Origin of the sequence: Alkalimonas sp., from assembly GCF_020831925.1 — a bacterium.
Lineage (GTDB): Bacteria > Pseudomonadota > Gammaproteobacteria > Enterobacterales > Alteromonadaceae > Alkalimonas.
Map to the genome: position 1 here is coordinate 1 of NZ_JAFIFQ010000064.1, position 14767 is coordinate 14767.

The following is a 14767-nucleotide window of genomic DNA, read 5'->3' on the forward strand; positions in this document are numbered from 1 at the left end:
AGGTGCCTCCAATGGCGTTTGATTAAGACAACGCCAGCTTAGGCCGGGAATGCAGATAACACGATAACGTGGGTGGGACTTTGCTGTGACAAAGTAATTCGCCAGGTTATAACCGAGTTATAACCCAGCATACACTATATAATTCAATACGTTGATAAGAGCGCCTATTAAAAAGGGAGGCCTTTAAAACGCACAACTTTGCTGTTGTCGAGTGGTGCATCACGGTACACCAGAGTGCCATCCAGTACGTTTAAATAGCGTAAGCCAAAAAGTGAGTCTTGGGGCAGTGCCTGGCTGATTGCTTGTTGTGTCTTTAAATCCAGCCGATGCAGATCAAACCCCATATCAGCCCTCATTGTTACAGCAATTAGTTGATCCGCGTCCAACTGCACTCTGACGGGAACCAGATTCACCGGCAGCGTTAAAGACAGTTGCTGCATAGGCTCCAGCTCAGCGCTTAACAGCCAGAACTGACCATCGGCATCCATCGCCAGATACTGTTGCTGCCAGGGCGCCAGAAACCGATAGCCCACAACCGCACTTTGCTGCCCGCTGGCCAAGTCATAATGCGTCACCTGCCAACGGCCTGAACGCTCCTCGGCATAGTACAGCGCTTCCTGGCTGAGGTAACTGCTGTTAAAGGCAACCTGTTGCTGGGCTGTGGTCACAAATTGCAGCGCACCTGAGTCGGTGTTCAGCAAGGCCAAACGCCCTTGCACACCCAGCATTACCAGAGGCAGGCTGGGGTGAGCCTGAATAAAGCGCAGCCGCTCTTGCGTTTTAAAAAGCTCAACCCGCTCTCCCGTTCTGCCATCAAAGTGTGCCAATGTCCAATCATCCGGCTGCTGTTCCACCAGAAAGTACCAGCCGGCTGTATGGCTTAGTGCCAGCTCCTCTGCAGTTTCGGGCAAATTAAACAATCGCTCTGGCGCTTGCTCCAGCAAGACAGGGGCTTGAAAAAAACGAGCAGAACGATTTGTCGGGAAGCTGATGCCAAACCACTGATTGTTACGGCTGCGCATGAGTTGCCACCAAGGCATAGTGGTAGTAAGCTCCTCAATGGCCTGACTGGTCAAATCCACCCGATAGATGATGGGCTCGCCTGATCGATTGGGCAGCACCAAATGATTGTCATCCTGCCATTCTAAAAAACCAACATCGCCACCTAGCGGGATCTGCTGCACCAACTCTTTGCTCTGCACATCAAACACCAAAATCATGGTGACACTGCTGAGCCGGGACAAACGAAGCAGCGCTATCTGCTTGCCATTGGGCGACAAGCGCGCCCCAGCGTCAAAGCTGCTGGCTTCCGGGCTAAAGCTAAAAGGCTGCCAACTTTGCTGTTCTAAATCATAGATATAATACGTATGGGGCGCTGTTCGCTCTGGTTGCGCACTAATCAGCACCTGATTATTACCAAGATCCAGGAAAGCGCCTGGAAACAAAAAGTTTTCTAAGTCTAGTTTTTTAGCTGGTACATTTAAGTCTCCAATATTTTGCAGATACAAGCCGCTGCGGTCCAAATCCGTTGCACTGTACAGAATGGCATCGCCTTGTTGAACAAAGTCAGCAGAATAAACGCCACTTGCTGTCAACTCAACTTTGAGCAGTCGCCGTGTTTCGGTGTGCTGCAAAAACAAGCCCTTTGTGCCTTCCAAAGCACCGATAAACGATATCCACTGGCCATCTGGATTAATGGCCAGGCTGGTTTTTAGCCCGGGAATATCCAACAGCACCTCGTAAGGCATGGTCAGTGGCCCAAACGCTGGTTCGTTTTTATTGCTTTGATTGATGTAGACCCAGAGCAACAAAAGGAACATCACAACCAAGCTCGACCCAAATAACCAGCGGCGATGAGCAACCGGAAAGAGCGTCCGGCCAGAGTTGTTATTGGGGGCAGCAGGCCTTTCTGTCTCGGTGCTGATGGCAAATCGATGGTTAACTGGGCGCACTGACCTAGCTTCCTCCGGTAGTTCTGCTGTGCTGGCTTGCTGGGCGCTCTCTGTTAGAGCCACCGGCTCCACCAGCCACTGATAGCCGCGCTTCATACCCGAGCGAATAAACAGCGGTTGCTCTAAATTGGTATCCTGCAGCTGTGCCCGAAGTTTGCTAATGGTGCGACGTACCGCGGTATCCGACACCACCCGGCCAGCCCAGACCTGCTCGTGCAACTCCTGCAAGCTGACATAGCGCTCGCGGTGCGCCAGCAAATAACACAGCACATCAAATACACGCGGCTCCAGTTGGATTTCCTCGTCGCCACGGCGCAGCGCCTGCTGCACGGTGTCCAGCACTGTGTCATTTAGTTGGAGTAATGGAGGTAAATTAGTTAACACAAAAAGCAAACCGCTTTGTTCATTCGTTACAGCGATTATACCCTTTGACCACCAAAAAGACAGGCAAGAAAAAGCCCCTGACGGGCAGGGGCTTTTCAGCGATCAACTATCGAGTGCTGGATTGACAACAGCAATGCAATTAAGGCGTTGCTTCACCAATGTGGCGATTCAGGAAGTCGATGGCTTTTTTCCACAGCTCAATTTTATTTTCTGGCTTGATAAAACCATGCCCCTCCTCTTCCTTCACCAGCCACTCGTAGGGGTGGTTGCGTTTTTCTAGGGCATCTCGCAATACATTAGCGTGACTTATTGGCGTTATCGTATCTTCGGCTCCATGCACAATAAACACAGGTGCTTTTAGTCGATCAAGATTATGCAGGGGTGATTGTGATTTTAGTAGTTCAGGATCTTTACCAATTGTCCGCTCAATAAACCGTAAGCCAAAATCGGTTGTCGGGTGAACGCCTTCGGTGTAGGTCATAGCTAAGTCAAAAAGGCCAACATAAGCAATGGAGCATTTGTAGAGATCTGGCTCGCGGACGGCAGTTTGCACTGCAGCATAACCACCATAAGAAGCACCAAAAGTGCAGACTCTGTTGCCATCGACAATCCCCTGATCAACCAATGACAAGACGCCATCGGTCATATCATCGATCATCACGGTACCCCAATTGTGATAACCCGCTTGCTGAAACGTTAAGCCATAGCCACCAGAGCCACGGAAATTTGGCTGCAGTACAGCATAACCATGCTCAGCCAGTACTTTCATCTGCATGGTGATGGGGTTAAAGTCTGCAAAGCTATCTCTAATTCTAATAGGACCGCCGTGTGGAACCACAACCAGCGGCAGATCTTTCGCCTCTTTACCCTGAGGCAAGGTCAGCAAAGCACGGATTCTCTGCCCGTCACGCGCTTCGTAAAACACAATTTGTGTCTGCGGCAATGACTTGTTTTGCATCCAGGGCCGCTGGTTTAACAAATAGGCCAGCTGGTTTTTGGTGGTGTCGTACAGGTAAAAGGTTGGATCCTGATTGGCGGAGGTAACTTTAACCACACTCAGCGTTTGATCTCTGGTCATCGAGGTCAATGCAACACTTTGATTCGGGAAAGCCTGTTGTAAGCCGGCCAACAGAGCAATTTGCTGGCTGTGTTTTTCATCTTCCAAAAATACGGCATCCAGTTGCTCATATTCATAACCAGCACCGATGACCGCAGCCACATTGCCTGACTCCATGGCAAAAATAGGCATGACATCGGTTTTCGGGTGATGCAGCACGACCTCTTGTTTACCGCTCGCTATATCAAAGGCTGCAATTGCGTAGGTGTCTGTCTCAAGGTTGCTGAGGCCAAAGACCTTGGTGTCATCGGAGGAAAAAGCAAAGGGGCGAAACTCCCGATCACTGTCGGTCGAAAATCGAGCAAGCTCCCGCCACTCAAAACCATCAACCCGAAGCAACATCACCGAGTCGGTATCTTTTTCCGGGTCAATACCCACTGCCAATCGGGGGATTCCGCTGCTGTCTGTGATTACATAAGGGTTGGTTCCCCGTAAAGCCCGAATGGGTGCCTGACCTACTTTACGATGCCGCCCCGTATCCACATTCACACGGAAAAATTCAACAAATGGCTCCCTTTGGCGCCAGTTTCTGCTGCTGACTACGATGTGTTTATCATCATCAGGCAGCCAATCAATAATTTCCGAAAAGGTTGTGGTTCGCTGTGCCGAACGAGGACCAGTAAGCATGGAGCCACGGCGGCCATTGGCATTTACTGCATAGATTTCACCCGTGGGGGCAGCAGCTTCCAAAGCCCCAATTTCCCTGCCTAAATTAAGAATTAACCGATCTTCATTCGCCCAATTAAAGTCGATAATGGTTTCAGCGCTGCGAAAATGGTTTTGTGATACCAACTCCAGGGTAGTGCGGTTAAGCACGACCACACGAATATTGCCATCATCCATGCGATTACTGGCTGCCAGGTAGCCGCCATTTGGTGATATTTTAACATCAATAAATTGTGGGTGACGGGCATAATCTTCCAAGCTCAACCCACTTGCAAATAGAGCAGGTGACTGGCAAGCAAATACCGCCATCAGTAGTATAAAAAACCTCATAGTATGTTCCTTGTCGAGTAACCCAACCGTTTAAGCTGACTCTATATTACTTAATTGCAATTATAAAATCAGCGAATTTAAAAAAATCATAAAAATTAAACGCTTAATGCGTATATTTACGTTGCATCTTAGCGAAATCAGCCCCTGCAACATCAGGGGCTGTTAGCTAAAGTAACGATTAAAAACCTTGATGGAAATCAGCCAAATCTTCCAGCACTTTGAAACGCGGCAGTGGCGTAAAGTCTTGCTCCTGTGCCTGGCCTTGCAAAATCACCTGCAAGGCGGCCGCTTGATCCGACAAGGCTACCTGCTGATAGAAGTGTTGCAGCTCTAGCAGCGTCAGGGCTTCCACCGCAGCGGTTAAGCGCGCCTTGCTGTCAAAGCCCAGCCGGTTGCGAAGCCAATCCATACGCATCGAGGCAAACTCTTCCGTCAGATTATTGGGTGCCCGGCGCAGCTCCAGCAATTGCGCTTCTTTTAAGCGGCTAAACTCGTCATCGGTTAATGCCGCGACCTGGTCGCCGTACTCCTGCATAAAGCGTTCAACCCGCTGTTGCAGTTGCTCAGCCGACAATACCGGGCTTTGGATGTAAAAAGCCACCCCGGCATGGTCATTAAACGGCAACTCACCCGCCTGCACCACATAGCCTAAGCCTTCTTCGGTACGAAGCTGATTGAAGAAAGCCTGATGCAGATGACCCGACAGCACTTTGGCTGCCGCCTGCCCGGCAACACCGGCATTCGGCAGCATTTGAGTACGTACCAGGCTGCTATCGTCTTGTGGATTGCTGCGTAGCACCAGCAAGCGCTCCTCAGCTTTGGGCTGCCAGCGAGGCGAGATTTGATAGGCACGCTCTGTTTGCTGGCTGCCACGAAGTGCCTGCGCCATAGCAATGACATCCGTTGTGCTGTAGTTGCCTTGTGCCAGCACGCGCAGCTGGCTTGCTGCCAACGTTTGTTGAATGTAGGCATTCAACTGCTCCAGGCTAACCTGGTTGCTGGCCTCCAGCATGGCACTCAGTTCAAAACGGCCACTTAGCATGGTGGTTCTCATCCACTCACCGGCCTGGCGCACTTGCAGCTGCTGCTCAAAAGAGCGCAATTGCCGCTGCAGCAAGTCCATGCCCTGGGCAAACTGTTGAGCACTGACCTCACTGGCCAACAAGCGGCCGATTTCCTGCACCAATTCCGGTTGTTTATCGGTAAAACCAGCCAGACGCCAGACCAAATCGAACTCCTCGCCCTCTGGTTGCAACTGCATGCCGGCGGCGCTGGCTTCTTGCAACAAGGCCTGATTATTGACCATAAAAATCAATTGCCATAAATCATGCATCACCGCCTCTTGCGCTGTGCTCTTCGCAGTTGGCTGATGCCATTGCATCAGCAGATGACCGCGCGGCTGGTCGGAAAAGTGCGCACTTCCCATCAGCCAGGCTTCAACACCGCCTTCGTTCAGTACTTGTGTCGGCTGGCTGTAGTCGCTGTGCTGCACCGCAAAGCTTTCCGGCTGAAAGCGATTCAGCGCTGGCAAACTCAGTGGCAACAGCGGCTGCTGCCAAGCCTGCAGTTGCTCTTCGCCAATCGGCTGTACCGAGTAACGCCCTTCAAAAAAGGTCAGCTCGTGCTCGGCCGGCTCCTGCTGACTGATGTGCCACACAGTCAAACGATCCGGTACCAGCTGCGCTAGCAAGGCATCGATGGCTTCGGCATCAAAACCATCGTATTGAAAAGGCGCACTAACCACTGAAGCAACCGGGTAGTACTGCATGGCGCTACTTAGTTGGGCGGCATAGCCAAACCCATCGCGTTTTTCCAGGAAATTAAACTGGTTTTGCAATGAGGTGCGGATTTCCTGGTAATAACGCTCATCCACGCCTTGCTGGCGAATCAGCTCCAGGTACTGCATAAAAATTGCGGTAATAGCGTCACGCTGCTGCATACCCGCTGCTGTTAAAGCAATGTTGATATTAAAATGGCCGTAATTGCCATAAAATTTGGGATCGTAGTCCACATGCACAGCATCCACCAACCCCATGGCTTTTAACTGTTGCGCCGGCGTGCCTGGCATTTCCGAGCGGATAAGATGCGCTAAAAACTCGTTTGGCTTGCTGGCAAAATGGTCCAGATTATTTTTGATGGTAAAACCCAGCCGAACCAGTTGCATTTCAGTGTTTGGCACAAAGTGCACCAGCCGCGGCCCCAGCTGTTCAAAATTGATGCAACGCGTTGGCCGCGGGCTGGCCAGATCTTTATTTTCAATATCGGCAAAAAAGCGCTGTGCCAGCAACTGCATCTCTGGCAACGGCTGCGGGCTGATCAACACCAGCTGCATGCGGTTGGCCGAGTAATAATTCTGATAAAACGCCAGCAGTTCATCGTGCAGTTTGCTGCCTTCTTTATCGCTTAAAGTCTCCAGGTTCCCAACCCAAAACTGATTAGCCGGGTGGTCGCCTAGCAACTTGGCTCCTAAAGCCAGCATGGCCCAGCCATCCATGGTGCGCATCATCGACCACTCAGAGTGCACAGCATGGCGTTCTTTTTCAATGTAATCCGGCAACAACAACGGTGATTTGAAAAAGTCGGAAAAGCGATCCAGTGCTTCATCAAAGTGGCTGTTGTTGATTTCAAACATGTAGTTGGTGAGCTGGTTGGTGAACGCATTGTAGGTCCCCCCATGCTGGCTCATAAAGTTGATAAAACCATCTGGGTCCGGAAAACGCTCGGTGCCCATAAAGAGCATGTGCTCGAGAAAATGCGCCAGCCCTTGCTGCTCTTTGGGATCGTTCAGCCAGCCGACATCCACATTCAGCGCTGCCGCCGATTTTTCTGCCGATGGGTCCGATACCAACACTACCTGCAGCTGGTTGGGCAGGGTAATGGTCTGGTACTGACGGTTGTCGTTTGGGCTGGTGATAATGGACTGAGCGGCAGACTGCTCCGCAGCCACCGTTTGGGTTGGTACGCTGCTGCAGCCATTGAGCAACCAGATGCTGCCGCTGGCAGCCAATAAAGCCAAACTCACTGCTTTTAATCGAAATTGTTTTTTGTTCATTGTTGCATCCTTTTTTGGTGTTTTGTCATTGGCTACAAGCCTAACCCACTCATCGCCCCTTACCGATAACAAGCAGCGGATGAAACCATGATTTCGCTGTAACCAAGGTATAACTTTCATAAAAATCAATATATTAATCAGGTTGCGTTAAGGGCGTTACCCGATAGCCCTGCGCTTGCAGTTGAGCCAATATGCCCTGCTCGCCAGCCAAGTGCAGCACATCCAGCAGTACCAACTCCTGATAACCGTTGTCGAAAAAGGTATTGATGCGATCAATCCAGTGTTGCTGACGCTGACAAAACATGCGCTGGTAAGTGACCGAATCATTTTGTTGCCACCAATGCAGAAGCGGAGCCAGTTGATCCAAGTCCCCGCTGTGCCAGGCATCCAGCTGGCGGTGGTAATCGCTGGCAAAGCGTTCAGCTTGCAGCAGACTGGCCCGGATAAATTCCTCTTCATAACCCTGCCCCAAAGTTGCCAGCAACTGCAGTTGCTGCTCAAAACTTTCGAGGTAGTCGATCACCCGACCCTCTTTGCGAGCTTGGGCAGCAAGATGCTCAGCCACGGCAAATCCGCTCAGTTGCAGGCGTTGCTTTTCAATGGCCAAAAGTTGCACCGTTACCATGGCTGGTTTGTAGTCATTCAGTTGCAGCAAATCCACACCGGCTGCCAGCAGATGCTGCTGCAGCTGTTGCCTTGTTTCTGCTGTTAATAGAGGCAACAGTTGCTGGCCCTGTGAGTAATGCAAAGCTTGCAATAAGGTAAGCATGCTCTGCGCATCCGGGCTTTGTGGTAGCTGCACTTCCAGGATAAGCCGGTTAGTTTTGTGGTAGGCGGCCTCAATAGCTGCCGGTAAGGCAAACTCCCGCTCTGGTAGTATGGCCACTGTGCCAGCCAGGTACAGATAATCCTGATCCTTGCTGACTTTCCAAACCACGGACTCCGCCTGCAACCAAGCCGGCAGCAGACTGGCTGACACCACCACAAAGTGTGCCAGCCGCCTCCAAATTCGAGCACATCGCATGCTGTTAGCCCGGACGGTTCAACGACAATGGCAATTCCCGCAGGGCATCCCTAATACGGTGGCTCAAATCGCGCTGAATGTCAGCACGCACTTCCTCCAGCAAGGAACTGTTTTCATCAGCGATCACTTGCACGTAGGATACTGTCTTTTTTTCTGCTTCGTAGTTCGTGGTTGCCTCGGCAATAGCCGAGTTCCCCAACAGCACAGCAACTGAAATCAATGCAATGGCAGGACCTGTTAATTTTTCCATTTGAATATCCTTCTTAGTTAGAGTTTTGATGGCAACCAACCTGGGTCAGCTGAACTACTGATGCCAACTCTAGTGTCTCGATGCTCTGCTGTCGCTTATGAGGGCATAATGGATTTATATCTAACGATTAAAATATAAATTATTGAAAATAAAGACTATAAAAAACCTTATGAAAATCTTATCCGGTTTCCATAAGGTTTTTTATGGCAACTGTTTCGTTTTATCAGCAATTCCATTACAGTAGCAGCAAAGTAGTGGGTGTGATGTAACGAATAAGGGAGTCAAGGTGTATTTAGGGCCATGGAAAGTAAACCCAGAGGATTACAGCATTCAGCATGGTCAGCAACGCTGCGAGCTTGAGCCTTTGCTGTTTAAGTTGCTGCTTTACTTTGTGGAGCATCCCAGGCAAATCCTGAGTCGTCAGCAACTGATTGATGCCGTCTGGCAGCAAAGCTATGTGGATGACAACGCGATTAACCGCGCTATCTCTGAGCTACGCAAAGTACTGCAACATCAGGATCTGCCTCAGTCCCCCATCAAAACGCATCATCGCAAAGGCTACAGCTTACAACTGGATGTTTCGACCAGCCTAAGCCAGCAAAGCCCCGTCTCTGCAACTAGCCTCGCCAAGCCTGCATCGGCTGCAACTGTTAGAAAAAGCGCATCCATCGCCAAGCACTGGTGGTGGGGAGTTGGCCTGCTGCTGATGCTCGTCACCAGCCTGGCTTTATGGCAGGCTAACAGCAACAAGGCAGAGGACCGCAGCCCACAGCCTGCTGGCATCGAGCGCTCAGAACTAACCATTAGCCAGCAGCAAAAAGTAACCTGGTATCAGGGCGTTGAATCCAGGCCTTTGCTGTCACCGGATAACAGCTTACTGGCTTTTAACCACACTCAACCAGACGGCAGTATCCGGACCATAGTCCGCTCTTTGCTCAACCCCTTAAGTTTGCAGGATCTGGTGCTGGAGCGGGAGCACACTATTATTAGTCTGCAAAGTTGGCAACCAGGCAGCCGGCAGCTTTTAACCATGGAACTTGGCAATCAGGATGGTAGTTGCTTTTACCGCCTCTACCAGCTAGAGCGCTACCCGGATTACGAGGTGCGCACCTTAAGTGCTTGCAAAGGAGTGGTATTCGGCGTGGCACAATTGAGCAAGAATGGAAAAACGTTGTATTACACCGAATCGGCCAACGGTCCCTTTACACCCGCCAGCCTTATGGCGAAGCAACTTGAGTCTGGCAATCGCCGGGTATTACTGAGTGCGCCGGAGTCCAGTTTAGGTGCCTCTGTATTAGCACTATCCCGCTCGGGGGATCGTCTGGCTTACCTTTACTACAACGATGAAAGCATTCCGCACCTCTACTTGTATGATCCAGACACCCGGGAGCATCAACTGCTGTATCGCTTTAACTTTAGCCTACTGCTGCTTGATCTGAGCTGGAGCCTGGATGACCGCTATCTGGTAGTGCCTGCCAACGACGCTTTGGTCTACGTTGATGTGCACACCAAAGAGATGCAGTTAAAGCTGCTGCCCGATAGCACTCGGATTGGCGAGCTTAGCCTTTATTCCGACCATCAGGCATACACCTCTCCATTAAGCATCAGCAACAACCAGCATAACTTTCAGATCGTAAAAATTAGTCTGGATGGCGATCGTTCAGACGTTGAAGTCACCCCCTTGCTGCATGCAGCAGGCAACACTATGGCCATAGCACTGGACCCGACCCAAACTGAGCGCGCGGTTTTTTCGGCAGACTTTACCGGCAGCTGGCAGTTGTGGCTGCAGAACAAAGATGGCTTGCACCAATTGACTGAGCTGAGCGACTCCACCAGCCCCATTACTGATCTGGCCTGGTCACCCAACGGGCGTATGATCGCGTTTTCTCAGGCGGGCAATTTGTATGTACTGGATATTCAGCAACAACATCTGAGGCAAAAAAGTGAGCAGGGCAATGTTGGGCGGCCAGTGTGGAAAGCTGACAGCAGTGGGCTTTATCTGGTTAAAGTGCAACAAAGTGGTGAGTATGTCTGGTCATACGATTTGTTCAGCGCGCAATGGCAGCAAAAAAGTCACCTTCCTGCCACGCATCCGGTGGTGGATGCAACAGGCCAGCTGCACTACCACAGAGCAGGCCAACTGGTGCGGTATGTGGATGGTGGCCGGCAAGATAGCACCGTACTGGCGGCTGACGAAGGAAGCCAATGGTTTCCGGTGATGCGGTTCCAGCAAGATGCCATCTATCGTTTCAACATAATGGGAACTTTGGCCAGAACCTCGCCAGGCAATCCAGAGCAAACCCAAATCTGGGATATTCCCTACCAGATTGTGCAACTGCAACCTGATCCGCACTCTGAAAACATGGTTTATCTCACCGTGTACAGACCGGCAGAGCAATCCATCAAGTTTATTCAGTGGCAATAAAACCAGCCCCGGTGACAATACCGGGGCTGTGCCTTACAAGCCAAATACCACCTTTTCACTTTTCAATAGCAGGCTGCTGCTAAAGCTAAACACGGCAAAAAGCGCCAAAGTTAGCAGCGTTGATACCAGCAACTGCGGTAATGGCAACGCACTGCCTTTTAAGAACTCGATCATCGCCTGTTGTTGCGCCGCTATTGGCAGCCACTGCACATACTCGGTGGCGATGTTGTAGGTAGTGACCATACTCAGCGTCAGCGGAATAAACAGCACCATCGTCACATAAGTCTGCGCCTCTTTAAATGACTTGGCCAAGAAGGACACCAGCACTTGCAAACTGGCTGACATCATGGCTAAAGGCAAACCAACCAGCAGGGTGAACAGCATAAAATCAGCATTCAAACGTATGTTAAAACCCAACTGTTCCCAGGGCACCAGGCCATAAGCAAACTTAGAAACGAATAAGATAACCACTAAGCCCAGCATGGAAAAACAGGTGATCGCGCCAACTTTTGCCAGCACCAGCTGCAAGCTGCTTAATGGCTGGCTTAGCAGCAACGTCAGTGAGTTGCGCTCACGCTCTCCGGCACTGGTATCAATTGCCAGGTTCATCGAGGCATAAAACAGCGTTAAAATGATGGTCAAGGTTGCAATACCTAAGAACATGCCTCCACGGGAGTCTGGTGTGGCCTGATCATGCGTTTGCACATCGACCGGCCGCATTAATGTTGGATCTATACCGCGCGCCATCAACCGCAACCGGGCAACTTCATTGTTGTATTGACCTAGTGCACGCTCGACTCTGCGGATTGAGCTGAGCAGCCGATCATCCGAATGATCCGCATCGATAATAACCGTTGCCGGTCGCCCTTGCTGCATTTGCTGCTCAAAGCCCTCACTGATCGACAAACGAATGGCTTTGGCTTTACTTTCCTCTGCATGACTGATTTCTTTAGTTTTTAGAAACTGAACCAGAGCAGGTGCTGCCGATGCGTTCTCAATGGTTATAAAAAGTTCATCGGTCGAGCTCAACTGCTTTAGCAGCACAGCAAATAACAGACACATTAAAATGGGTGTACCTAAGGCATAGTAAAGCCCTGCCATTACTGAGCGTTTATCACGGCTGGCATCCAGCAGCTCTTTTCGAAACAAGGTGCGAATTAATGAGTTCATGCGGCAATTCCTTCATCGGTTCCTATTAAAGCGATAAAAGCTTCTTCCAGGCTGCTTTTACCGGTAGCGGCGCAAAGCTCGGCTGGTGAGCCCTGAGCAACCAACTGCCCCCTGGCCATGACCACAACCTGATCGCACAAGGCGGCAACTTCCTGCATCACATGGCTGGAGAACAGCACACAATGGCCCTGGTTTTTCAGTGTGAGCAGTAAATCACGTAATACACGGGTACTCATCACATCCAGGCCTCGCGTAGGCTCATCCAACACTATATTGGTGGGTTGATGGACAATGGCTTGTGCCAGTGCTGTTTTCATTCGCTGTCCCTGCGAAAAACCCTCACAACGCCGATCGGCAATGTCATTCATTTGCAATAGAGTTAGTACCTCCGCCGTGGCTTGTGACGCTTCTGCCTTAGCCATACCATTTAACTCTGCAAAAAACTGTACATACTCACGCGGTGTCAGTCGTTCGTATAAGCCAAAAGGATCCGGAAAAAGCCCAAGCTGCGTTCTGGCCTGGCGTGTTTGAGTAGCAATATCAAGCCCATCGATTTCGGCCTTACCGCTATCGGCTTTTAATAATCCAAACAAGGTGCGCAAGCAGGTTGTTTTACCAGCCCCATTGGGCCCCAACAAGCCGGTAATAGTGCCATTATCTGCCTGAAAACTAAGACCATTCAGTGCCTGCACTGAGCCTATTTTCTTGTACAAATCAGTGACCTTAATCATGGTTTACTCCTGCACTGTCGCAACTGGCGCTGCCGTGCCATTTGCGTTGGTCATAAAGGGTTTGCGACTATCTTGCTCTAAGCAGCTGCTATCCAGTGCTTCAGCGGATTTTTCAGCAATAAACTGGCTGATTAATTGAGGGGCACAGCTCTGGGTCGCTACTATATGCGTAGCATGCGGTGCGATAAGATGTCTGGCATTGGTCATCTGAGCCATGGCCAACTCCGCCCCTGATGGAGGTGTCACCGGATCCAGGCCACCTGATAACAATAGTACGGGCGTATTGGTTGCCAGAGGTTCCAGGTAGTTCCTGCTAGCCGGCTTAACCTGCCAAACCTGGCAACCCGCCTCGGCACCTAGCTGCCACATGGCGCCCAAGTAACTGCTGCCAAACTCCGTGCGTGTTTGTTCAGTCCAGAATGGCCAGTCCTCAGCACACACCACAGCGCTGTTCACACCAATGGATAAGTCGTCGGCGATATCCTGCGCCAACATCAGGCCAACCAGGGCGCTGTAATCGCCTGTGCTGGCCTGGTCGATAGCAAATGGCACCAGCGCTCGTGTGCTATTGCTGTATAAAGCAAAGCGAAGTGCCTGTTGCAGCTTAAAACGGGTCAGTTTTAAGTCGATCAGTTGGTAGGTTCTGGGGTGCCGCACCTGTGTTTGCAGTGGCGAGCGCTCCAGTTGCACCAGCAGAGCTTCAAATTGCTGCCGCGCCTGCGGGAACTGTTGCCGACAAGCTGGTGACGCCTCGCAGTAGGCATACAAGGCATCTAATGACGCATCTGACGTTAACCCCATCGCAGCGAAGCTTTGGTTAAACGCGACCACACCATCCAAGGTTGCACTGAGCACTGCGTCCGGATACTGGCGCATGTATTGCTGCGCCATCCTGGTACCGTAAGAGCCACCATAGAGGTGTAATTTTTGATAGCCTAGAGCAAGGCGAACAGCTTCAAAATCGCTCGCAGCGGCCAGAGTAGTATAATGTTGAAGGTTCACTTGCAGTTTTTCCCGACAGACTTCTGTCTGTTTGCGAATCAGCGCCGCCATATCGGCGGTACTTTCATCAAAGGCGAATTGCTCAGTTAAATCCATACCATCGCATTGCAATACCCCTGATTTGCCAGTACCACGCTGGTCAACCAGCAGAATATCCCGCGTCTCTCTGACATAACGCAAGGCATACTCAAAGGTAGACGCCGCGTCAAAGGCCGACTGGCCTGGGCCTCCAGCGAAGGCCAGAATAGCTTCCTTGGGGTGAACCGGATTGATGGCTGGGATCACTGCAAAGTGAATGCTGATTGTACCCTCTCTGCCAGTATCAGCAGCCAGAGGCTGCTCTATACGACCACAGCGAAGCGCATCGCTTAGTCCCCGTGCATAACAGCTTGAAAGCTGCAACGACGACGGATCTATTGCTGACTCGGTTGCATAGGTCGGTTGTGCAGCAACCGTTGCCGAAAGTAGCAAAGCAGCAACAGCGCCACGCCTGTTCATCCGGCGTTTTAAGAACGAATAATGCATATAAGCTCCCTGCATTGGTGGTCTGGTTTAAGGGGCCAGTTGTTTGTTCGGCCCAGGCAACCAGACTATAAATGCCAAAATACGGTAAGCGTCCGGCGATCACAGGTTGATACTCTAATTTAAGTGTCCACTTAATTTT

Annotated in this window: 9 protein-coding genes; 1 reads left to right on the top strand and 8 read right to left on the bottom strand. The window is 50.9% G+C overall.

The window, feature by feature from the left end:
- Positions 1-167: 167 nt before the first annotated feature.
- The 5 genes from JJU14_RS14595 to JJU14_RS14615 form a co-directional block, all read right to left on the bottom strand.
- Entirely contained in the window at positions 168-2336 is a 2169-nt protein-coding gene (locus JJU14_RS14595; RefSeq protein ID WP_228614459.1) for a winged helix-turn-helix domain-containing protein, read from the bottom strand.
- Positions 2337-2475: 139 nt separating this feature from the next.
- Positions 2476-4449, bottom strand: a complete 1974-nt coding sequence (locus JJU14_RS14600; protein WP_228614460.1) for a prolyl oligopeptidase family serine peptidase — start codon at positions 4447-4449, stop codon at positions 2476-2478.
- Positions 4450-4627: 178 nt separating this feature from the next.
- Complete coding sequence (locus tag JJU14_RS14605; protein WP_228614461.1) at positions 4628-7501, bottom strand: insulinase family protein; 2874 nt, start codon at positions 7499-7501, stop codon at positions 4628-4630.
- 133 nt (positions 7502-7634) lie between these two features.
- The gene (locus JJU14_RS14610; protein ID WP_228614462.1) at positions 7635-8525 is read right to left on the bottom strand and encodes a TraB/GumN family protein; all 891 of its coding nucleotides are present in this window, start codon (positions 8523-8525) and stop codon (positions 7635-7637) included.
- 4 nt (positions 8526-8529) lie between these two features.
- Positions 8530-8775 carry a hypothetical protein gene (locus tag JJU14_RS14615; protein WP_228614463.1) on the bottom strand — a complete coding sequence of 82 codons (246 nt, stop codon included), beginning with the start codon at positions 8773-8775 and terminating at the stop codon, positions 8530-8532.
- A 286-nt stretch (positions 8776-9061) separates the two neighbouring features.
- Between JJU14_RS14615 and JJU14_RS16735 the strand changes: the two genes are divergently transcribed.
- On the top strand, positions 9062-11200 hold the full coding sequence (locus JJU14_RS16735; protein WP_228614464.1) for a winged helix-turn-helix domain-containing protein: 2139 nt from the start codon (positions 9062-9064) through the stop codon (positions 11198-11200).
- Positions 11201-11233: 33 nt separating this feature from the next.
- Here JJU14_RS16735 and JJU14_RS14625 read toward each other — a convergent pair whose 3' ends face one another.
- From JJU14_RS14625 to JJU14_RS14635, 3 genes are read right to left on the bottom strand one after another with little or no spacing between them, the layout of a single operon-like run.
- Complete coding sequence (locus JJU14_RS14625) at positions 11234-12370, bottom strand: ABC transporter permease subunit (protein WP_228614465.1); 1137 nt, start codon at positions 12368-12370, stop codon at positions 11234-11236.
- Positions 12367-13101, bottom strand: coding sequence for an ATP-binding cassette domain-containing protein (locus JJU14_RS14630; RefSeq protein ID WP_228614466.1), 735 nt, complete (start codon positions 13099-13101; stop codon positions 12367-12369). The genes JJU14_RS14625 and JJU14_RS14630 overlap by 4 nt, the downstream gene beginning before the upstream one ends.
- 3 nt (positions 13102-13104) lie before the next feature.
- Positions 13105-14628: an alpha/beta fold hydrolase gene (locus tag JJU14_RS14635; protein WP_228614467.1), complete on the bottom strand. Its 1524-nt coding sequence runs from the start codon at positions 14626-14628 to the stop codon at positions 13105-13107.
- Positions 14629-14767 lie beyond the last annotated feature (139 nt).